Here is a 21,022-nt window from a genome sequence, read left to right as displayed (position 1 = left end):
ATGGGCCGGCGGCGTGTGCGTCGCCCGACCAACGGTCGGGCGCTACCTGGGGCTGGCGTAACGACCTACAGAGGGGTGAAACGGATCGCCTGGCCGCCGCCGGGCGCCAACGTCAGCACCAGCGCGTCGGCGCTGGTGACCTCGCGGGTTTCGCGCACGAACGCGAACGGATTGCTGCGGAAGTCCGCGCCGTCGCCGTCCCGGTAGATCTCGGCGCGGTAGCGCACGCCCGGGTCCAGGAAGCCCAGCGCTACCGGCAGCACGCGGCCGTGTTCGTCGGTGATGCTGCCCAGGAACCAGTCGCGGCTATTGCGGTCCTTGCGCACGATCGTCACGTAGTCGCCCACCTCGCCATTGAGCACGCGGCTGTCCTCCCAATCCACCGCCACGTCCTCGATGAAGCGGAACGCCTGGCGGTGCTGCAGGTAGTGTTCGGGCAGGTCGGCGGCCATCTGGATCGGGCTGTAGATCGCCACGTACAGCGCCAGCTGCCGCGCCAGCGTGCTGGGAATGGCCTGCCCACCGCGGCCCTTCAGGCTCAGGATGCCCGGCGTGTAATCCATCGGCCCGGACAACATGCGCGTGAACACCAGGTTGACCTCGTGCTCGGGCGGGTTCGGGGGCTGGCCCCAGGCGTTGTATTCCATGCCGCGCGCACCTTCGCGCGAGATCCAGTTGGGGTAGGTGCGGCGCAGCCCGGTGTCCTTGATCGGCTCGTGCGGGTTCACCGCGATGTGGCGTTTGGCCGCTTCCTGCACCACCTTCAGGTGGTGGCGGGCCATGAACTGGCCGTCGTGCCACTCGCGCCACAGCGGGCCGCCGGCCGGGTTGCGCCGGTCCACCTGGCCGTCGTCGCAGACATAGCCGCTCTTGAACGCATCCACGCCCAGCCGCGCGTACAGGTCCAGCGCGGCGCCCAACTGGTCTTCGTAGTGCTCGATGGCGCAGCCGGTTTCATGGTGGCCGATGAGGTGCACGCCCTTCTTCGCGCCGTAGGCCGACAGCGCTTCGATATCGAAGTCGGCGGTGGGCCGGGTGAAGTCGAAGTCGTAGCCGTTGCCGACCCAGTTGCCGTCCCAGCCCGGGTTCCAGCCTTCCACCAGCACACCACGGAAGCCATGTGCGGCGGCGAAGTCGATCACCTTCTTCGTCTTGGCGGTGGTCGCCGCATGTTTGGGCCCGGTGGCCCAGCTTTCGTGGTCCAGGTGCATCGACCACCACACGCCCAGGTACTTGGACGGCTTCACCCAGCTCACATCGCCCAGCGCGTTGGGTTCGTTGAGGTTGAGGATCAGGTCCGATTCGACCAGCCCACCGGCGCGGTCGCTGATCTGCAGGGTGCGCCACGGGGTATCGAAGGGCAGGCTGCGGCGTACCTTCCAGCCTTCGGCCGACGGCGACAGCTGCGCGCGCAGGCGCTGGCCGTCGGTGCGGCGCAGCCACATGCCTGCGTAGTCGACCAGGGCGGCTTCATGGATGGCGATGTGCAGGCCGTCCTTGCTGCGCAGGGTGATCGGGGTATGCACCAACGGCACCTGGTCCAGCGGCGTGCGCTGGTACAGGTATTCGTAGTGGATCGGCTCTCCCGCCGGAATCCACCAGGCGGTGGCGGTCGGGGCGATCGCAAATTCGGTCAGTTCGTCGTCGATGATCGCCTCGCGCAGGCCGGGCTGCTCGGGGAAGCGGTAGCGGAAGCCCACGCCGTCATCGAAGGCGCGGAACACCACCTCGAAGCGGCGCTTTGCCCCACTGCGCTCGCCCAGCTGCACCACCACTTCGTTGTAGTGGTTGCGCACCCGGCGGCGCTCGCCCCAGGGCTGTTCCCAGGTCTCGTCGAACGCACGCGTGTGCTGGCCGAGCATCTCCAGGTCGCGGTCGAGCCGGCCATCGCGCAGCTGGAAGCCCAACCGCGACGGCGCCACCACCGTGCCACCCAAGCGTTCCACCTGGTAGCTGGGGGTGCCGCCATCCAGCTGCACCGACACCCGCAGCACTTTGCCCGGCGACGCCACGCTGGCCACCGTGACCGGTTCGGCGGCAGCGCCGAAGGCCAGCAGGAGCACGGCGGCAGCCAGCCAGGGCAGGCCGGTGGTGGTGCGTGATCCACGCGGTGAATGCGGCTGTTTTGTCGGCATTTTCCCCTCCCAAGGCGGCCGTTGTCTGGCTCGGACTATAGCCACGCCGTCCCGGTCGTCCCGCCGCTGCGCCATGAATACGTATGCAAGGCGGCGCGCACCGGAGCCTGCCGTCTACCATGGGGCCAGGCACCCTGGGAGGGGGCCGCGAGCGCAACGCCATACCGGTGCACAGACCGGGAGGTACCGACCTTGGCCGGCACCGTGCGTTGCGTAACCACAACGCGTGCAAAGAGGGAGGGAGGCGCCGGGCGCAAGCCGGGTAGCCGCTTCGATGCTGAAGATGATCTGCCTGACCGCTGCCCTTGGGCTGGCGCTGGGTTCGACCGCAACCGCGGCGGACCTGACCTTCGACGGCCGCACCGCGCGCGCCGACACGGCCGCCGATGGCGGCTTCCGCCTGCAGTCCGCCGGCCAGACGGTGGCCATTGCCGCCCAGCCGATGCGCAGCCGCACCGACAGTGTGCTGTTCGACGCCCTGTTCGCGCTGGCCCAGCAGGAGATGGACGCCGACCGCGTGGATGCGATCCGCGACCCGGCCTTCAACCAGGGCAACCCGGTGCCGTGCGACTGCTTCCAGACCGGCGAGCGCTGGCCCTACGTGTGGACCCGCGATGTCAGCTTCGCAGCGGACCTGGCGCTGGCCCGGCTGGACCCGCAACGTGCCCGGCAGTCGCTGCAGTTCAAGCTGTCGCCTGCGCGCGACGGGCGCACCCCGGGGCTGTTCGTGGCCCAGGACACCGGTTCGGGCGGCAGCTGGCCGATCAGCAGTGATCGGGTGGTGTGGTTCCTGGCCGCGCGCCACCTGCAGGATGACCCGGCCTTCGCCGAGCAGACCTGGCAGGCGCTGCAGGCCACCCTGGCGCAGGACCGCGCGTCGGTGTTCGATGCGCGCATCGGCCTGTACCGCGGCGAGACCTCGTTCCTCGACTGGCGCGAACAGACTTACCCGGACTGGACCCGCCAGGACGTGCGCTTCATCGGCGACTCCTTCGCGTTGTCCACCAACGTCCTGCACTACCAGGCGCTGCGCCTGGCCGAGCAGCTGGCGCGCGCCCGCGGCGACGCCCGCGCCAGCCAGTACGCCGGCTGGGCGGATGCGCTGGCCACGCAGATCGACGCGCGCTTCTGGCGCGACGATGCCGGCATGTACATGAGTTACATCGGCGAGGCGGCGCACCCGGTGCCCTATGCCAAGTACGACCTGCTGGCGCTCTCGCTCGGCGTGCTGGCCGACGTGTTTCCCGCCGACCGTGCGCGCCGCGCGCTGGCCGCTTACCCGGCGGTGGAAGGCGGCAGCCCGGTGGTATGGCCGCAGGAAGCGCAGCAGCCGATCTACCACAACCGCGCGGTCTGGCCGTTCGTCAGCGCGTATTCGCTGCGCGCCGCGCGCCGGCTGGACGATGCCGCACGCATCCAGCTGGAGATCGCATCGCTGATGCGTGGCAGCGCGCTGGCCGGTTCCAACATGGAAAACTACGAGATGCGCAGCTTGGCCGTGCATGTCGACGAGGGCGCATTGAGCGGCCCGGTGGTCAATTCGCCGCGCCAGCTGTGGTCGGTGGCCGGTTACCTGTCGATGGTGCTCGAAGGCGTGTTCGGCGTGGAAGCCGACGGCACGGTGGCGCCCAAACTGCCGACCGCGCTGGTGCCGCAGTTGTTCGGCACGCGCCGCAGCATCGAACTGGACGACGGCCAGCGCCGCTACATCCTCACGCGCCCGCGCACGCTGGACGGCGACCTGCTGGTGGCGAAGAAGATCGTGCGCCGGGGCAACACGGTCACCGTGCATCTGGTGGCCCAGGCCGCCGCAGGCAGCGCCGAGCCACGCCCGGCTGCGCCTGCATCTGCAACCGCCTACGCCCCCGCCACGCCCGCCGCGCCGACACCCACCGCGCACGGCACGGGATGGTCGATCCCGATCCCGGCCAACCACGTGCTGTGGCGGGATGGTCGCCCCGTCACCGCCGCCTCGCCGCTGCTGCTCATCGACGACGGCGACCAGCACTGTCTGAGCTTCACCCGCCGCGAGGGTGCGCTTGAATCGCTGCACAGCCCGACGACCTGCATCGGACCGCAGCAGCGTCTGCGCGGGTCCAGCACCTGGAACTGGACCGCCACCAAGGCCACCCGGGTGCGCGTGCGCCTGCGCTACGACAACCCCAATGGCCCGATCAATACCGGCGTGACCGCTGCGGTGAAGCAGCTGGTGGTGCAGTGCCCGGGCCAGCCGGCGCAGCGTGCCAGCGTGGTGATGCCGCACAGCGTGGGTCCGCAGGACTCCACCGCCGCCGAATTCGACCTGCCCGGCGGGCGCTGCCGCTTCGCGCTGGAAGACGGCTTCAACATGAGCGCACTGGCGCACTTTGCCACCTACAACGGCGGCAAGGGCGGGCGCGATGGAGTGCTCAACCACGCCACAGTCAGCGCGCTGCTGATCGCACCGATTGCCGCCACCGACGGGGACGCACGATGAGCCGCCCCGACAAGCCCACGCTGTCGTTCTGGCAGATCTGGAACATGTGCTTCGGCTTCATGGGCATCCAGTTCGGGTTCGCGCTGCAGAACGCCAATGCCAGCCGCATTTTCGAGACGCTCGGCGCGCCGATGGATGCCGTGCCCGGGCTGTGGATCGCCGCGCCGTTGACCGGGCTGCTGGTGCAGCCGGTGATCGGCTACTGGTCCGACCGCACCTGGACCCGCTGGGGCCGGCGTCGCCCTTACTTCATGATTGGCGCGGTGCTGACCACGCTGGCCCTGCTGGTGATGCCCAACTCGCCCACGCTGTGGATCGCCGCCGGCACGCTGTGGGTACTGGACGCGTCGATCAACGTGTCGATGGAGCCGTTCCGTGCCTTCGTCGGCGACCAGCTGGCGCCGCGGCAGCGGCCAACCGGCTACGCGATGCAGAGCTTCTTCATCGGCATCGGCGCAATCGTGGCCAGCTTCCTGCCCTTCCTGCTGGCCCACTTCGGCGTGGCCAACACCGCCGGGGCAGGGCAGGTGCCCGACACCGTGCGCTATGCGTTCTACGTTGGCGCGGTGGTGCTGCTGGCGGCCATCTGCTGGACGGTATTCAGCACGCGCGAGTATTCGCCGGCCGAGCTGGCCGGGTTCGCCGATGCCGAGCCGCCCGCGCACCAGGCCGGTACCGCCTTGCGCGGGCCGGCACCGTGGTACCAGGCGGCGCTGTGGCTGGGGGGGGGCGTGGTACTGGCCGGGCTCATCGCCTGGTACCGGGGCGACAAGATGCTGTACGTGCTGGCCGGTCTGTGTGCCGCGTACGGCGTGCTGCTGGGCCTGGCGCGGGTATTGCCCGGCACCCACATGCTGGCGCAGATCGTGGGCGACCTGCGCACCATGCCGACCACCATGCGGCGGCTGGCATGGGTGCAGTTCTTCTCATGGTTCGCGCTGTTTGCGATGTGGATCTTCACCACGCGCGCCGTGGCCGGCGTCCACTTCGGTGCGACCGAGACCGAGTCGGCCGCCTATAACGAAGGCGCCAACTGGGTCGGCGTGCTGTTCGGGGCCTACAACGGCTTCGCCGCGCTGGCGGCGCTGTTGATTCCGCCGATGGTGCGCGCGCTCGGGCTGCGCTGGAGCCATCTGCTCAACCTGTGGCTGGGCGGCGCGGGGCTGATCTCGATGATGTTCATCGACGATCCGCGCTGGCTGCTGCTGTCGATGGTGGGCGTGGGCGTTGCCTGGGCCTCGATCCTGTCGCTGCCGTACGCACTGCTGTCCGACAGTGTGCCGGCGGCGAAGATGGGTGTGTACATGGGCATCTTCAATTTCTTCATCGTGATCCCGCAGCTGGTGGCCGCCAGCGCGCTCGGCTTCGCCCTGCGTGCCTGGCTGGGTGGCCAGCCCATGCATGTGCTGGTGCTGGGCGGCTGCAGCCTGCTGGTGGCTGGTCTGTGCGTGCTGCGGGTTCCGTCCCGTCCGGAGGTGGTGTGATGCGTGCTGCGTTGTCTGTTGCTGTCCTGCTTGTTCTGTCCGCCGGCCAGGCCGTGGCTGCGCCGCGCCCGGACTACATCGGTACCACCGAGCCGTTTGCCAGCGATGCGGTGTACTTCGTGGTCACCGACCGCTTCGTCAACGGTGACCCGTCCAACGACCACCGCGACCAGGGCGGCAAACACCGCACCTTCGACATCCCGGTGCCGTGCCCGGACAAGGTGGACGGCAACATCGGCTACCTGGGCGGCGACTTCAAGGGCGTGCTGGACAATGCCGACTACATCCGCCGCCTTGGGTTCGGTGCGGTGTGGATCACGCCGATCGTGGACAACCCCGACGAGGCGTTCACCGGCAGCAAGCCGATCAGCTGCACCAGCACTCTGACCGACCGCGGCAAGACCGGCTACCACGGCTACTGGGGCGTCAATTTCTACACGCTGGACGAGCACCTGCCCAGCGCCGATCTGGACTTTGCCGGGCTCACCCGCGGCCTGCACGCGGCCAAACTGAAGGTGGTGCTGGACATCGTGGGCAACCACGGTTCGCCGGCCTGGACCATGCCTACGCGCCAGCCGCAGTTCGGCCAGATCTTCGACAAGGACGGCACCCTGGTAGCCGACCACCAGAACCTGCCGCCGCAGCAGCTGGACCCGCAGCACAACCGGCTGCATGCGTTCTACAACAACACCGGTCCGGTCGACGGCAAGAACGGCTCGATCTTCGACGGCAACCTGGCCGAGCTGTCCGACTTCAACGAACACAACCCAGCGGTGATGGACTACCTGGTGGGTGCCTACCTGCAGTGGACCGCGCAGGGCGTGGATGCGCTGCGCATCGACACCATCGGCTGGCTGCCGCACCCGTGGTGGCACGAATTCGTGGGCCGCATCCGCGCCGCGCACCCGGGCATGTTCATGTTCGGGGAGGCGTTTGATTACGACGCCCGCAAGATCGCCGAACACACCTGGCCGGCCAACGCCAACGTCAGCGTGCTGGATTTCCCCTTACGCGGCGCGCTGTCGTCGGTATTCGGCAAGGAGCAGAAGGGCTTTGAAACGCTGGCCGAACCGCTGCACCTGGTGGGCGGCCCGTACGCCAACCCGTACGAGCTGATGAGCTTCTACGACAACCACGACATGGCCCGCCTGGACGCCACCGACGCCGGCTTCATCGACGCGCACAACTGGCTGTTCACCGCGCGCGGCATTCCGGTGCTGTACTACGGCTCGGAAACCGGCTTCATGCGCAGCCGTGCCGAGCACGCCGGCAACCGCGCCTACTTCGGCCAGCTGCGCGTGGACGCCGCGCCGCAGAGCCCGATCTTCGGGCCGCTGCAGCGCATCGCCACCCTGCGCGAGGCGACCCCGGCGCTGCAGCGCGGCCTGCAGGTCAATGAGCGCCTGCACGGCGACGAAGCGGTGTTCTTCCGCGTGCTCCAGCACGGCGACACCACCCAGACCGCGCTGGTGCTGCTCAACAAGGGCGACACCGCGCGCAGCATGGAGGTCCGCCGCTACCTGCAGCCGGGCCAGTGGCGCGACGCGCTTGACGGGGGCAGCCAGCAGGTGGGCGGYAGCCTGAAGGCGACGGTGCCGGCGCACGGGGTCAAGGTGTATCTGCTGGATGCGCCGGTGAAGCAGCCGGTGCTGCAGGCCGCCTTGGAGAGAGCCATGGTTGACCAACACACACGGGATCAGCGATTGAAGCGCTGATCCTCAGTGGTACAGCTGTGCGCCGACTGGTATCGGCCCATTCGTCGGATCGGCGCGCGGCGAGGGTGCTGCCACTCTAGAATGGCGACGTCGAGGCCAGGCCGTGCCTCCGTGACCGATGTCGGCAAAGGACCAGCCAATGCACCCACTCAAGCGAAGCGAGTCGTACCACCAAGGGCTCGCAGCCACGTGGTTGGTGACCGGTGTTGCGTTGTCGCTGATCCTGGATCTTGTACTGGCGTTCGGTTTCGACTTGCGCGACACGCCGGCGCCGCTTCTTGCCTGGGTGGGTAGCTGGGGGGCGGCCTATCATCTGTACTGGTGCTCCCGCCTGCAGGGCCGTCGCGCGTGGCTATTTGCAGGCGGTGCCGCGATAGGTCCTGTGCCTGCGCTCCTCGTATACGGATGGCTGCGCTTTCGGCCTGACCGGTAGCCACCCGCGCCAGTGACGGTTGTGGATCGGTATGGCAGGGGCCGCAGGTACAATGGCGACCCCACGCCCAACCTGTCCGCGTCATGACCGAACTGCCCCCGCAAACGCCGATCGAAACCCTGCTGCAGTCCGCGATGGACGGCCAGTTGCCGATCGGGTTGTTCATGAAGGCCTTCGTGGCCTCCGAGGTGGTGCTGCTCACCGGCAGCCTGGTCACCCCCGACGGCAGCGGGTTCGACCCGTTGCTGTTCGACAAGCAGGGCGTGCTGCACGTGGCCGTGTTCACCGATATGGCGCGGGTGGGCTTCCACAGCCAGCAGGCGCCGCACACGATCCGGATGCAGATGATCGAGGTGCTCAAGCGCGTGCCCGGCGGGTACGGCGTGGTGGTCAACCCGGGGACGCGGCTGGGGCTGGAACTGTCGGCGACGGGGATCGGGGAGATTTTGAAGGATTTTGGGTGATCGATGGCCGCTGGGCAGAGCCCGGCGTTATGTGGGGGCAGCCGGGCAGAGCCCGGCTCTACGCGTAGGGCACGGTTGCTTTTTACGCGGCATCGACATTACTTAATCGGTCCTCGTCGAGAGATGCGGGTCACACAATATCTACACAGAAGCCGTTGCTAGACTCGCCGCGTCGAAATTGGCGAACCTATGCAGACACAAACTTCCCGCGTCACCACCGGCATCCAGGGCCTGGATCAGATCCTCCGCGGCGGCTTCCCGCAAGGGCGGCTGTACCTGCTGGAAGGACCTCCAGGCTCCGGCAAGACCACGCTGTCGCTGCAGTTCCTGCTGCAGGGGCTCAAGAAGGGCGAGCGCTGCCTGTACATCACGCTCTCCGAGACCGCCGAGGAGCTGCGCGAAGTTGCCAGCGCACACGGCTGGTCGTTGGAAGGGCTGCACCTGTTCGAACTGGGTTCGGCCGAGGACGCGCTGGGCAACGGTCGGCTGCAGTCGGTGCTGCACGCCTGGGAGGTCGAGCTGGATGAAACGGTCAACCTGATCCTGGGGGAAGTGGACCGCATCCGCCCCAGCCGGGTGGTGTTCGACTCGCTGTCCGAGCTGCGCCTGCTGGCGCAGGATTCGCTGCGCTACCGTCGCCAGATCCTGGCGCTGAAGCAGTTCTTCGCGCCCAAGAGTACGACCGTATTCCTGGTCGATGACCTCACCTCCACCAGCGAAGACCGCGATGGGCAGCTGCACAGCCTGTGCCACGGCGTGCTGTCGCTGGAGCGGCTGACCCTGGACTTTGGCGCCGCACGTCGCCGGCTGCAGGTGCAGAAACTGCGCGGCGTGGATTTCGTCGCCGGCTACCATGACATGGTCATCCGCGAAGGCGGGCTGGAAGTGTTTCCGCGCCTGATCGCGTCCCAGCACCACGAACAGTTCGTGGGGACCACGATCAGCAGCGGCGTGCCCGCGATCGATCACCTGCTCGGCGGGGGGCCGCTGCGCGGCACCTGCACGCTGTTGACCGGCCCGGCCGGCAGCGGCAAGACCAACGTGGCGCTGCAGTACATCTGGGCCGCCTGCGAGCGGGGCGAGAAGTGCTGCATCTTCGAGTTCGATGAGCGCGTGGGCACGCTGCTGATCCGGGCCAAGGCGCTGGGCATGGACCTTGAGGCGCACCTGCAGGCCGGTCGCCTGGAGATCATGCAGATGGACCCGGCCGAGATCTCGCCGGGCGAATTCTCCTGGAACATTCAGCGCGCGGTCGAGGAACGCGGCTGCAGCGTGCTGCTGATCGACAGCCTCAACGGGTATGTCGCGGCGATGCCGCAGGAAAAGCAGCTGATGCTGCAGCTGCACGAGATGCTCTCCTACCTCAACCAGAAGGGCGTGGTGACGTTCCTGATCAATCCGCAGCACGGACTGGTCGGCACCATGTCCACCGGCAACATCAACGTGTCCTACATCGCCGATGCGGTCATTCTGTTCCGCTTCTTCGAAGCACAGGGTCGCATCCGCAAGGCAGTCTCGGTGATCAAGAACCGGGGCGGTGGCCATGAAGACACCATCCGCGAGCTCAAGATAGACGGCCGCGGGGTGTCGCTGAGCAGCCCGCTGAAGGAGTTCAAGGGCATCCTGACCGGCACCCCGGAGTTCGTCGGCGACAACGGCGCGTTGCTGGGCCATCCCTATGCCGGATGACAGCGGCGGGGCGGGCGTTGTCCATATCGTTGCCCCGTTTGGACGCGATGCCGAGAGTATCGCCGCAGTGCTGCACAGTGCCGGGCTGGCCACCGCGATAGCGCCGACCCTGGCCGCACTGGCCGACGCGCTGGACGCGCGCGCCGGGGCGGTGCTGGTCACCGAAGAGGCGGTGGCAAGCGGCATCGACGCGTTGGTGGAGGCGCTGGCGCAGCAACCGGCCTGGTCGGACCTGCCGTTCATCCTGCTGCGCTCGCCGCGCGCGCACCGCCGTTCGCCTGCCGATGGCCTGCTGCCGCGCACGCTCAACGTGATCGAGCTGGACCGGCCGCTGGGCAGCATTTCGCTGCTCAGCGCGGTGCAGGGCGCCCTGCGTGCACGCGAGAAGCAGTACGTGGTCCGCGATCAGATGCAGGCCCTGGCCGACAGCCGCGTGGCATTGGTCCGCAGCGAAGCCGAGCTGCGCCTGATCGCCGACGCCATGCCGGTGCTGATCGCCTTCATCGACCGCTCGTTGCACTACCGGTTCGCCAACAAGGCCTATGAGGCGTGGTTCGGCCTGCCGATCGGCGAGGTCATCGGCCAGCACGTCAGTGCGGTCATCGGCGCCGAGGCGTGGGAATCGCGCAAGCCGGCGATGGCGCGCGCCCTGGCCGGGCGCGAAGCGCTGTTCGAGAGCAGCTGGCCACGCCGGGATGGCCGCCGCCGTGATGTGGAGGTGCGCTACTCGCCGCGCTTCGGCGCCGACGGCAGCCCCGACGGCTTCCATGTGTTCGTCACCGACATCACCGCCTCCAAGGTGGCGCTGGAGGTCAGCCGGCAGCACGCCCAGCAGCTGGAGGTGATGGTTGCCCAGCGCACGCGTGAGCTGGAAGCGCAGATGGCCGCGCGCGAAGCCAGCGAAGCCGCGCTGCGCCAGTCGCAGAAGATGGAGGCCATTGGCCAGCTTACCGGCGGCATCGCGCACGACTTCAACAACATGCTTACCGGCATCCTCTCGGCGCTGGACATCGTGCGGCTGCGGCTGGAAAAGGGCCGCTACGACGACCTGGAGCGCTTCCTGGACACCGCCACCGCGTCCAGCCAGCGTGCGGCCAGCCTCACCCAGCGCCTGCTGGCGTTCTCGCGCCGGCAGTCGCTGGATTCCAAGCCGGTGGAGCTCAATGAACTGGTGGGGTCGCTGCAGCACCTGCTGCGCAGCACGCTGGGCGAAACGGTGCACATCCAGACCCGGCTGGCGGCCGATCCGCTGCATGCCGCGCTGGACACCAACCAGTTCGAAAGCGCGGTGCTGAACCTGGCGATCAACGCACGCGATGCGATGCCCAATGGCGGCCAGCTTGAACTGAGCACGTCGCTGGTGCGGGTGGGCGAGGGCGTGTCGGCCACGATACCGGCCGGTGTTTACGCGGTCGTCGGTGTCGCCGACACCGGCACCGGCATGCCGCCGGAGGTGGTGGAGCGTGCCTTCGAGCCGTTCTTCACCACCAAGCCGATCGGCAAGGGCACCGGCCTGGGCATGTCGATGGTGTATGGCTTCATGCAGCAGTCCGGTGGCCACATCGCCATCGACTCCGTGCCCGGCCAGGGCACCACCATTTCGCTTTACATCCCGCTGGCCGAGCCTGCGGCGGAGCCGGACACGGTCGTCAGTGCTGCCCAGGTCTCGCTGGGCGCCGGCCAGTCCATCCTGGTGGTCGAAGACGACGAACAGGTACGCATGCTGGTGACCGTGGTGCTGGAGGACCTCGGCTATCAGGTGGAGGTGGTGGGCGATGCCAATGGCGCGATCCCGATCCTGCAATCATCGCGTGGCATCGACCTGCTCATTACCGATGTCGGGCTGCCCGGGCTCAACGGCCGCCAGCTGGCCGAGATCGCGCGACAGTCGCGCCCGACATTGCCGGTGCTGTTCATGACCGGCTATGCCGAGAAGGCGCAGGAGCGTGCATCGTTCCTGGAGGCGGGCATGGCGATGATCGCCAAACCGTTCCTGCTGGACGCATTCAGTGCTGCAGTCCGCCAGTCGATGGCGGAGGCGCAGGTGTCCAAGACGGTTTGACCGGATGGGTGGACGGGGATGGCGCCCGGACGCTTCACCGTCGGCGTGGCTGTTGCTCTAAGCTTGGCAGCCAGCGATCAACGAAGGAGCGTGCTCGAATGAAATGGAAGACGTGGGCCATTGCCGCAAGCGCGGTTGCCGTCACCGCCGTGGGTATTGGCTATGCCAGCGCGTGGATGTCGTTGTCGAGCTGCGAGGATTCCACCTATGCTGACATACAGCGCAGGAACGTTTTTGGCAGGGATTTGTGGGGGAACAAGATTGTCATGCTGCGCAGCGACTTGTCAGCGTACGTGACAGGCCCTTTCAGTGTCGAAGTCTGGTACATGGTCCCCCGCGATCTGCATGGGACCCGGCACCGTCAGCAGTGCCAAGCGCTGCCTTGGCGGCAGCGCCTGGGTACGAGGCAGGACTATCCAATGATCTGAGGCCCGATTACAGGCTCACCTTGCGCCGGTTGTCATCGCTGACCCGGTCGATCAACTTGTTGTACGGATCAAACCCGGCTTCGTCCGGCTTGCCGTCCACCACCACGGTGATCGTCGGCGTCGCCTCGGTGACGTGGTGGCGCTGCAGGTACAGCACCTTCTGGTCGCGCTCCTTGCCCGAGAGGGCGTTGGCGAATACGCCCACCTCGATCCAGTCGTCCATGGTGCCGGCCGTCTCCTTGCCGCCGCCGTCGGCGTAGCGCTTTTCGGCGTGCAGCTTCAGGGTGACCTCGTACTTGCCATCGGCACGCTTGCGCGCCTTGGCGTCCAGCAGGCGGTTGTCGTACAGGGTGATCTTCTCGAACAGGTCGGTGACCACCTGCTGGCGGTCGGCCGGGGTCTCGGCGCGGATGTAGCCCAGCAGCTCGCGTGAGGTGGTGTACGGCGGCTGCTGGTAGCCCTTGTCTTGCAGGAAGCGCTTGAGTGCACGGTTGAGCGCGGCCTCGCCGATCTCCTCGCGCAGGCGGTAGAACACCAGCGAACCCTTCTCGTAGTGGATGTACTGCTGGTTCTCCACCCGCTCCAGCGGCAGCTCCTCGATGCGCTCGCCGCCACGCCCGGCCAGGTAGCGGTCCAGTTCGGTCTTGAGGAACTGGCGCATGTGCGCGCGGCCGTACGTCTTCTCCATCACCATCAGCGCCGAGTACTGCGACAGCGACTCGGACAGCACCGTGGCCCCCTGCACGTTGGCACCGATCACCTGGTGCGCCCACCACTGGTGCGCGATCTCGTGCGCGGTCACGTAGAACACGTAGTCGATCTTGTCCGGGTCGCGCAGGTCGGCGATGAAGCCGATCGACTCGGCGTAGGGAATGGTGTTGGCGAAGGACTGCGCGAAGCTTTGGTAGCCGGGGAACTCGATGATGCGCACCTGGCGGTGCTGGTACGGGGTGAAGTTGGCCTCGTAGTACGCCAGCGACTTCTGCACCGCCTCGATCATCCGGTCCACGTTGTAGCCGTGGCGCGGGTCGTAATACACCTCGATCGGGATGTCCTTGTACATGCCGCGCTTGACCTCCCAACGCGCGGACAGGTACGCGTAGAAGTTGAGCATCGGCCGGTCCATGGCATAGCGGAAGCAGCGCCGCCCGTCCACCGTCTTCTCCTCCTGCAGGTAGCCGGGTGCCAGTGCGATCTGGTCCGGCGCGGTGCAGATGGTGGTGCGGAAGTCGAGCCAGTCGGCATCATCGGAAATGTAGGTGTTGGCGCGCGCAGCCTCGTCCTCCAGCTTGGGCATGCGGGTTGGCTCACCCAGCCCGCGCTTGCGGCGCTCGTTGCGGTCCTCCAGCTCGTTGCCTGCGTCGTAGCCGAACGAGGGCAGCATGCGGCTGTTGAAGAAGCTGCCGTTGGCCACCAGGTTGGTTGGCGCCTGCCCGGCGGTGATGCCGTTCGGGTGCTGGTCCACGCGGAAGTGCACGCGGCGCTCTTCGCCCGGCTGCAGCGGCGTTGCCAGGCGGTAGATGCGGTAGCCCAGGTCCACGTCGTGGAAGGCCAGCGTCTGCCCGCCCAGGTCCACCGCCACCAGCTGGCGGTCATCGCCCATTGCGATATGGATATCGGTGATCGGCGCGGCGTGGGTGTTGCGCACGGTCCAGTCGGCATCAATGGTGACCGACTGGGTTTCCGGGTGCAGGTCCACGCGGTTGTCCACCGCGGTGATCCGCGGCTGCGGCAGGTGGCGGTACTTGGACAGCTCGCGCTCGTAGCGCACCTGCAGGTCGCGTTGCTGGTCCGGAGAGAGGAACGGATTGCGGATGTTGGTGTTCCAGTACAGCCAGCCGCCTACCGCGACGAAGGCCAGCAAGGCCGCCACCGCGCCCACGCCGGCGGGGCCGCGCAGGCGGCGTCCGGCCAGGGCGAGGCGTTGGCGCAGCCCCATGCCGACCCCGCGTACCCAGAACGCCGACGCCAGGCACAGCAGCGCCACCAGCAACAGGCCCCAGTAGCCCTGGAAGGCCAGCTGCCCGGTCAGGAAGTGGCCGAAGCCGTTCATATCCGAATACGGTGCGTTGGGCCAGTTGCCGAAGTTGTAGAGGTTCTGGGTGTAGTCCAGCATTCCCAGCGCCACCTGGCCGATCATCACCACGATCAGCAGCGCATAGCCAAGGAACTTGTTGTTGGTCAGCACCTGCAGCACCAGCGCCATGCCGCCCATCAGCACGTAGAACACCGAACCCAGCGCCAGCGTTTCGAGGTACACCAACGGCTCAAGCTGGGTGTAGCCCTGGCCCAGCTGCAACGCCATCGAGGCCAGCGCGCCGATCGCCTGGAAGCACACGATCACCATCACCAGCACGCTGAACTTGGCCAGCAGCGGCACCCAGTTGGTCACCGGCATGGCGTCGTTGACTTCATTGAGCCGCGCGGTGCGTTCCTTCCACACCAGCTCGCCGGCGTAGAACAGCACGATGATCACCAGCAGCCAGCTGTAGGCGCCCTGCAGCGCGCCGAGCATCTGCGCCGTGACCGGGTAGATCGGCGTGCCGTACAGCGTCTCCTGCGACAACGCGCCCGGGATGAAGTTGGCCAGGCCCAGCACCAGCAGCACCAGGAACGGCACGCTGCGCAGCACGCCGGCGGTGTCGAAGCGGACCTGGCGCAGGTACTGCCGCCAGCCGGTAGCGGCGCCGAAGGTCGGGTGGATGCGCGGCACGGTGAGCTGCGTGGGGCGGGTGGCGGCGGCGACCGGCGCGGCGGGCTTGCGGCCCCAGCGCCGGCGCCCACTGCCGCTGCGCTCGGTGCGGAACAGCGCGAACGTCGCCGCGAACAGCGCCACCGCCACGCCCAGCCACAGCGCGCGGTTGGCCAGCACGTAGCCGGCCAGCTGCGGCAGCTGGGTGTTGCTCTGCTCGGTCGCCCAGTAGCGCACGGTGCGGCCCAGCGCGCGCATGCCCAGCGGTTCGGCCAGCGTGGCGATCCAGGTGTTGTCGATGTCGCGCAGCAGCGAGGCGCTCACCCCGTACAGCACGAAGTAGCCCACCAGGCCGATGTACACCCACAGGATCGAGCGGGTCAGCGCGGCCAGCATCGCCAGCAGCGCGGTGGTGAACACCAGGTTGGGCAGCACGATCACCGCGAACGTCCACGCATAGGCGCGCAGCGGGGTGGGGCCTATCCGTGCCGGGTCCACCCACGGCATGAACGGGGCCAGCAGCAGGCCCAGCGCGATGATCAGGTAGAACAGCAGACCGGCGCACAGCGCGGCCAGGACGCGCCCGGCCAGGTAGTCACGGCGTTTGATCGGGCTGGCGAAGATCAGCTCGGCGGTGCCCAGTTCGAAGTCGCGCAGCAGCGCATTGCTCACCAGCAGGGCGGACACCAGCATGCCCATCATGGTGAAGATGCCCATGAAGCGGGCAATCACGATCGGGGCATTGCTGTGCACGTTGCCGGCACCCCCGCCGATCTGCACGGCATCGCTGGAGGCCGCCGCGAAGGCCAGCGCGGCAAACAGCACCGACAGCAGCCACAGCAGCGGGGAACGGAGCTGCTCGCGCAGCTCGAAGCGGAAGAAGGCAGTGATCATGGGCGCGCTCCGGTCAGGCGGCCCGCGACTGCAGGCGCAGTCGCTGGAAATACACATCCTCAAGGTCCGGGGCCACCGGCTGGAACCCGTCGCCGGGGTCGCTGGCGCTGTGCACGTGAATCACCGGGCGGCCGCCCACCAGGCGGGTGGAGAGCACCACATGGTTGGCTTCGTAGGTGGCCAGTTCGGCGCTGTCCACCTGCTTGCGCCAGACCTGCTGCTGCAACGCGTCGATGGCATCGCTCGGCTTGCCGGTCAGCAGTACCTGGCCCTTGTTCATGATGGCCATGCTCGGGCACAGGTCAGTGACGTCTTCGACGATATGGGTGGACAGGATCACCGCCACGTTCTCGCCGATGGCGGCCAGCAGGTTGAGGAACCGGTTGCGCTCTTCCGGGTCCAGCCCGGCGGTGGGCTCATCGACGATCACCAGCCGCGGGTCGCCCAGCAACGCCTGGGCAATGCCGAAGCGCTGGCGCATGCCGCCCGAATACGTGCCCAGCTTGCGCTTGCGGGCATCCCACAGGTTCACCTGCTGCAGCAGCCCGTCCACCACCTCGCGACGCTGCGCCTTGTGGGTAATGCCCTTGAGCACGGCGAAGTGGTCCAGCAGATCCAGTGCGCTGACCTTGGGGTACACCCCGAAATCCTGCGGCAGGTAGCCCAGCCGGCGGCGCACCGCGTCCTTGTCGCGCAGCACGTCGATGGCCGGCTCGCCGGGAATCTCCAGGGTCACGCTGCCACTGTCGGCTTCCTGCAGCGTGGACAGCGTGCGCATCAACGACGACTTGCCCGCGCCGTTGGGGCCGAGCAGCCCGAACATGCCGCGCGGAATGTCGAGGGTGACGCCGTTGAGTGCGTGCACGCCGTTGGCGTAGGTCTTGGACAGCGAGCGGATCTGCAGCATGCGTCGGACACCTTCCCCTGAATGGTGAACGACTTATCGCGGCAAAGCGGCCCGGCCACATCCGCCGTAAGTCATGGGTGCGGTCGAGAGCGGCGGGCATCTGCTCCCGGCACGACGGGCTTCATCGCGACCAGGTCGGTTTCATCGCACCGCGCTGGCGCCTGGCCAGCCGGGCAGGCAGGCTGGGCCATCCACTGCAGGAGCGTGCCATGCCGATCCACCTCCATCCGACCCGCACGGTCCTGCGCGGGAGCGCGTTGTGGGCGCTGCTGGCCAGCAGCGCACTGGCCAGCGCCGCGCCGGCGCCCGATGTCGCCACCGCCGCGCAGTGCGCGGTCGGCAGCTACCGCATGGCCGATGGCGGCAGCCTGGATATCGGACCGGGAGCAACGGCCGAGCAACTGCGCTGGCGGCTCCCGGACGGACGCACCGGGCAGCTGCAGGCGCGCGGCCATCGTCGCTGGGCCAGTACGCTGGGCTGGACCGACCGGGCCGATGGTCATACTGTCCAGTTGCCTGCGTGCGGCAGCACAACCATCCGCTTCGACGGCCAGCCCGGCGAGCGCATCGCACTCATACAGACCGACACCCGCTTCGTGTCCGGCGGCGTCACGCTGGCCGGACGGCTGACCTTGCCGCCGGGCAACGGCCAGGTGCCGATCGTGGTGCTGGTGCATGGCGCAGAGCACGATGCCGCGTTGCCGGCCTATTCACTGCAGCGCGAATTCGCCGCCGCCGGCATCGGCGTGTTCGCCTACGACAAGCGCGGCACCGGTGACTCGGGCGGGCGCTACACCCAGAACTACCTGACCCTGGCCAACGACGCCATCCACGCCGCGCGCCAGGCCCGCCGCCTGGCGGGTGCGCGGGCCGGCCGGCTCGGCTACCAGGGCGGCAGCCAGGGCGGGTGGGTGGCGCCGCTGGCCGCACGCATCGAGCCGGTCGACTTCGTCATCGTCAGTTTCGGGCTGGCGGTATCGCCGCTGGACGAGGATCGCGAAGCCATCGCCTATGACATGGCACGCGCAGGCGTGGGCGCCGATGACACCGCCAAGGCGATGGAAGTGGCCGATGCGTCGGCGGCCATTGTCGGCAGCGGCTTCACCGACGGGTTCACGCAGATGGCGTCCGTCAAAGCCCGCTACGGCCACCTGCCGTGGTTCAAGTCTGTGCGCGGCAACATCAGTGGCTACCTGCTGGCGACCCCGGAAGCGACCGTGCGCGTCGACGGCCCGCGCCTGCTCGAGGGCGTGCCGGCCGACTATGATCCGCTGCCGGTGCTGGAACACCTGGACGTGCCGCAGTTGTGGCTGCTGGCCGGGCAGGATCGCGACGCGCCGCCCGGGCAAACCCTGCAGCGGCTGGCCCGCCTGCAGCGCGATGGCCGCCCGATCCAGACGGCGGTGTTTCCCGATGCCGACCACGGCATGTACGACTTCGAACGCGATGCGACCGGCGAGCGCGTCTCCACCCGTCAGCCGGACGGCTACCTGCGGCTGATGCAGGACTTCATCCTGGCGCGGCCGTTGGCGGCTTCCTACGGCGCGGCACGGGTCGAAACGGGGCCGCGCTCAACGCCGCCGTGACGACTCGCGCAGCACCTGCTTCACCGGAATGGTCTGCCCGTCCACCGGCGCGCCGCTGATCAGCGCCAGCAGCTTTTCCACCAGCAGCTGCCCGGCCTGTTTGGTGTCCTGCTGCACGGTGGTGAGCGGCGGCGACACCGATGCGGCCAGCGGAATATCGTCGAAGCCGGCCAGGGCCACATCCTGCGGCACGCGCAGCCCGTGCTCGCGCAGTGCCCGCATGGCGCCGATGGCGATCAGGTCGCTGGCCGCGAACACGCCATCCAGCGTCTCGCCGCGTGCCAGCAACGCCTGGCAGGCATCGAACCCGTCCTGCTCGGTGGTGATCGCGTCGTGCTGCAGGCCCGGTTCGGCGTCGATGCCGCGTGCCGCCATCGCCGCCACATGGCCGCGGTAGCGCTCCTCGAACTCGGGGTAGTGGCTGGACGCGTGGCCGATGAAGGCGATGCGCTGGCAGCCCTGGTCGAGCAGGTGGGCGGTGATGTCGAAACCGCCCTGGAAGTTGTCGCTGCCGATCGAGACCCCGGGCTGGTCGGGCAGGGCCGCGCCCCAGCGCACGAAGTGGGTGCCCTGTTCAACCAGCCGCTGCAGCCGCTCGCGCGACTCGTGGTAGTCGCCATAGCCGAGCAGGATGATGCCGTCGGCCTTGTTGCTGTCTTCGTAATCGGCCTGCCAGTCGGTGGACAGCTGCTGGAAGGACACCAGCAGGTCGTAGCCGCGCAGCGCGCAGGCACGGGTGATCGAGCCCAGCATGGCGTGGAAGAACGGGTTGATCAGCGAGTCGTCGTTGGTGGGGTCTTCGAAGAACAGCAGGGCCAGCGTGCCGGCATTGCGCAGGCGCAGGCTGGAGGCGTTCTTGTCGACCTTGTAGTTCAGCTCCCGGGCGATGCGCAGGATGCGCTCGCGGGTTTCCGGATTGACCATCGGGCTGCCGCGCAGGGCGCGCGAGACGGTCGGCTGCGACACCCCGGCCAGGTGGGCGATGTCCAGGGAGGTGGCTTTGCCGCGGATGGTCATTGCTGGGAACGGCGGGAACGACGACCTGCATGATGCCATGCGCCGCGCGGGCGTGGCCGGGCGGCCGGCGGGTCGGCTGAACGGTCGCGGGCCTTGCCGCCCATGGGCTGCGGGGGAATCCGACGGGTTCTGGCCGGAATCCTGACGGGGGCGGGCGGGGCGGCGATGGTAAGATGGGGCATTCTGGACCCCACCCCATTCTCCCGTGGGTGGCCCTGCGTATCTGCAGCCCGCACGGCGCTGTGTTATGACTGCGGCCTGCCCTCGGACAACGGAAGAGCAACCCTATGGCGCGCGGCATCAATAAAGTCATCCTGGTCGGCAACCTCGGCAACGACCCGGACGTGAAGTACACCCAAGGCGGCATGGCGATCACCCGCATCAGCCTGGCCACCACCAGCGTCCGCAAGGACAAGGATGGCAACCAGCAGGAGCGTACCGAATGGCACCGCGTGGTGTTCTTCGGCAAGCTCGGTGAAATCGCCGGCGAATACCTGCGCAAGGGCAGCTCGGTCTACGTCGAAGGCAGTCTGCGTTACGACAAGTACACCGGCCAGGACGGCGTGGAGAAGTACTCCACCGACATCATCGCCGACGAAATGCAGATGCTGGGCGGCCGCGGTGAAGGCGGCGGTGGTGGCGGTGCAGGCGCCGGTGCCGGTGGCAACTACGGCGGCGGCGAGCGTCCGCAGCGTCAGCAGGCCCCGCGCCAGGAGTACGGCGGTGGCGGCGGCGGTGGCGGTGGTCAGCGCCAGGGCGGGCAGGGCGGTGGTTACGGCCAGCAGCGCCCGCAGCAGCAGCCCCAGCAGCCGGCCCCGCCGATGGACGACTTCGCTGACGACGATATTCCGTTCTAGCGAACACTTAGCTGTAAGAGTTGATAAAGGTCCAACAGGAGCCCCATTCGTGGGGCTCCTTCTTTTTTGTGTTTTTTTTGACCGGAAGGACAATCGGATATAGCCACGCATACGTGAAATCAGACGAGCAAGGGTAGTGCCCGAGCTGTCGGTCCATGTAATGCAAGGCGGTGAATGTGTCCC

13 protein-coding genes are annotated in these 21,022 nt (G+C 67.9%); 9 read left to right on the top strand and 4 right to left on the bottom strand.

The features are described 5' to 3' along the window. Nucleotides 1-65: 65 nt before the first annotated feature. Entirely contained in the window at nt 66-2,135 is a 2,070-nt protein-coding gene (locus tag AC1DCJ_RS19680; RefSeq protein WP_478071738.1) for a glycoside hydrolase family 97 protein, read from the bottom strand. A 274-nt stretch (nt 2,136-2,409) separates the two neighbouring features. Between AC1DCJ_RS19680 and AC1DCJ_RS19675 the strand changes: the two genes are divergently transcribed. The 7 genes from AC1DCJ_RS19675 (at nt 2,410) to AC1DCJ_RS19645 (ending at nt 12,886) form a co-directional block, all read left to right on the top strand. Beyond that, a complete protein-coding gene (locus AC1DCJ_RS19675; protein ID WP_478071737.1) occupies nt 2,410-4,611 on the top strand; it encodes an alpha-L-rhamnosidase-related protein in 2,202 nt (733 codons plus the stop codon). Beyond that, nucleotides 4,608-6,095 carry an MFS transporter gene (locus AC1DCJ_RS19670; protein WP_478071736.1) on the top strand — a complete coding sequence of 496 codons (1,488 nt, stop codon included), beginning with the start codon at nt 4,608-4,610 and terminating at the stop codon, nt 6,093-6,095. Before AC1DCJ_RS19675 ends, AC1DCJ_RS19670 begins: the two co-directional genes overlap by 4 nt. Continuing rightward, nucleotides 6,095-7,810 (top strand): alpha-amylase family glycosyl hydrolase, encoded by a 1,716-nt coding sequence (locus AC1DCJ_RS19665; protein WP_478071735.1) that lies wholly within the window; start codon nt 6,095-6,097, stop codon nt 7,808-7,810. Before AC1DCJ_RS19670 ends, AC1DCJ_RS19665 begins: the two co-directional genes overlap by 1 nt. 516 nt (nt 7,811-8,326) lie before the next feature. Continuing rightward, nucleotides 8,327-8,707, top strand: coding sequence for an SseB family protein (locus AC1DCJ_RS19660; RefSeq protein ID WP_448135432.1), 381 nt, complete (start codon nt 8,327-8,329; stop codon nt 8,705-8,707). Between the two features lie 177 nt (nt 8,708-8,884). Next, a complete protein-coding gene (locus tag AC1DCJ_RS19655; RefSeq protein ID WP_447596198.1) occupies nt 8,885-10,396 on the top strand; it encodes a DUF7125 family protein in 1,512 nt (503 codons plus the stop codon). Further along, nucleotides 10,386-12,458: a hybrid sensor histidine kinase/response regulator gene (locus AC1DCJ_RS19650; protein ID WP_478071734.1), complete on the top strand. Its 2,073-nt coding sequence runs from the start codon at nt 10,386-10,388 to the stop codon at nt 12,456-12,458. Before AC1DCJ_RS19655 ends, AC1DCJ_RS19650 begins: the two co-directional genes overlap by 11 nt. 98 nt (nt 12,459-12,556) lie before the next feature. Then, a complete protein-coding gene (locus tag AC1DCJ_RS19645; protein ID WP_478071733.1) occupies nt 12,557-12,886 on the top strand; it encodes a hypothetical protein in 330 nt (109 codons plus the stop codon). Between the two features lie 7 nt (nt 12,887-12,893). Here the strand turns inward: AC1DCJ_RS19645 and AC1DCJ_RS19640 are convergent, their stop codons facing one another. Beyond that, complete coding sequence (locus AC1DCJ_RS19640) at nt 12,894-16,472, bottom strand: ABC transporter permease/M1 family aminopeptidase (RefSeq protein WP_478071732.1); 3,579 nt, start codon at nt 16,470-16,472, stop codon at nt 12,894-12,896. A gap of 13 nt (nt 16,473-16,485) precedes the next feature. Continuing rightward, nucleotides 16,486-17,379 (bottom strand): ABC transporter ATP-binding protein, encoded by an 894-nt coding sequence (locus tag AC1DCJ_RS19635; RefSeq protein WP_448133189.1) that lies wholly within the window; start codon nt 17,377-17,379, stop codon nt 16,486-16,488. Nucleotides 17,380-17,588: 209 nt separating this feature from the next. Between AC1DCJ_RS19635 and AC1DCJ_RS19630 the strand changes: the two genes are divergently transcribed. Next, nucleotides 17,589-18,965 (top strand): alpha/beta hydrolase family protein, encoded by a 1,377-nt coding sequence (locus AC1DCJ_RS19630; protein WP_478071731.1) that lies wholly within the window; start codon nt 17,589-17,591, stop codon nt 18,963-18,965. On the opposite strand, the gene AC1DCJ_RS19625 is transcribed toward AC1DCJ_RS19630, so the two are convergent. Further along, nucleotides 18,951-19,982 (bottom strand): LacI family DNA-binding transcriptional regulator, encoded by a 1,032-nt coding sequence (locus tag AC1DCJ_RS19625; RefSeq protein WP_137188841.1) that lies wholly within the window; start codon nt 19,980-19,982, stop codon nt 18,951-18,953. The two genes, AC1DCJ_RS19630 and AC1DCJ_RS19625, sit on opposite strands and share 15 nt — an antisense overlap. Before the next feature lie 287 nt (nt 19,983-20,269). Between AC1DCJ_RS19625 and AC1DCJ_RS19620 the strand changes: the two genes are divergently transcribed. Further along, nucleotides 20,270-20,839 (top strand): single-stranded DNA-binding protein, encoded by a 570-nt coding sequence (locus AC1DCJ_RS19620; RefSeq protein ID WP_478071730.1) that lies wholly within the window; start codon nt 20,270-20,272, stop codon nt 20,837-20,839. Nucleotides 20,840-21,022 lie beyond the last annotated feature (183 nt).

The sequence above is a fragment of the Stenotrophomonas sp. 10N36 genome, from assembly GCF_056395005.1.
The sequence above is the reverse complement of the archived record's forward strand: the minus strand, read 5'-3'. Positions and strand labels throughout refer to the sequence as shown.

Coding starts and splice junctions, on each gene's coding strand:
- AC1DCJ_RS19680 (WP_478071738.1), bottom strand. CDS start 2,135: ATGCCGACAAAACAGCCGCATTCACCGCGTGGATCACGCACCACCACC.
- AC1DCJ_RS19675 (WP_478071737.1), top strand. CDS start 2,410: ATGCTGAAGATGATCTGCCTGACCGCTGCCCTTGGGCTGGCGCTGGGT.
- AC1DCJ_RS19670 (WP_478071736.1), top strand. CDS start 4,608: ATGAGCCGCCCCGACAAGCCCACGCTGTCGTTCTGGCAGATCTGGAAC.
- AC1DCJ_RS19660 (WP_448135432.1), top strand. CDS start 8,327: ATGACCGAACTGCCCCCGCAAACGCCGATCGAAACCCTGCTGCAGTCC.
- AC1DCJ_RS19650 (WP_478071734.1), top strand. CDS start 10,386: ATGCCGGATGACAGCGGCGGGGCGGGCGTTGTCCATATCGTTGCCCCG.
- AC1DCJ_RS19645 (WP_478071733.1), top strand. CDS start 12,557: ATGAAATGGAAGACGTGGGCCATTGCCGCAAGCGCGGTTGCCGTCACC.
- AC1DCJ_RS19640 (WP_478071732.1), bottom strand. CDS start 16,472: ATGATCACTGCCTTCTTCCGCTTCGAGCTGCGCGAGCAGCTCCGTTCC.
- AC1DCJ_RS19635 (WP_448133189.1), bottom strand. CDS start 17,379: ATGCTGCAGATCCGCTCGCTGTCCAAGACCTACGCCAACGGCGTGCAC.
- AC1DCJ_RS19630 (WP_478071731.1), top strand. CDS start 17,589: ATGCCGATCCACCTCCATCCGACCCGCACGGTCCTGCGCGGGAGCGCG.
- AC1DCJ_RS19625 (WP_137188841.1), bottom strand. CDS start 19,982: ATGACCATCCGCGGCAAAGCCACCTCCCTGGACATCGCCCACCTGGCC.
- AC1DCJ_RS19620 (WP_478071730.1), top strand. CDS start 20,270: ATGGCGCGCGGCATCAATAAAGTCATCCTGGTCGGCAACCTCGGCAAC.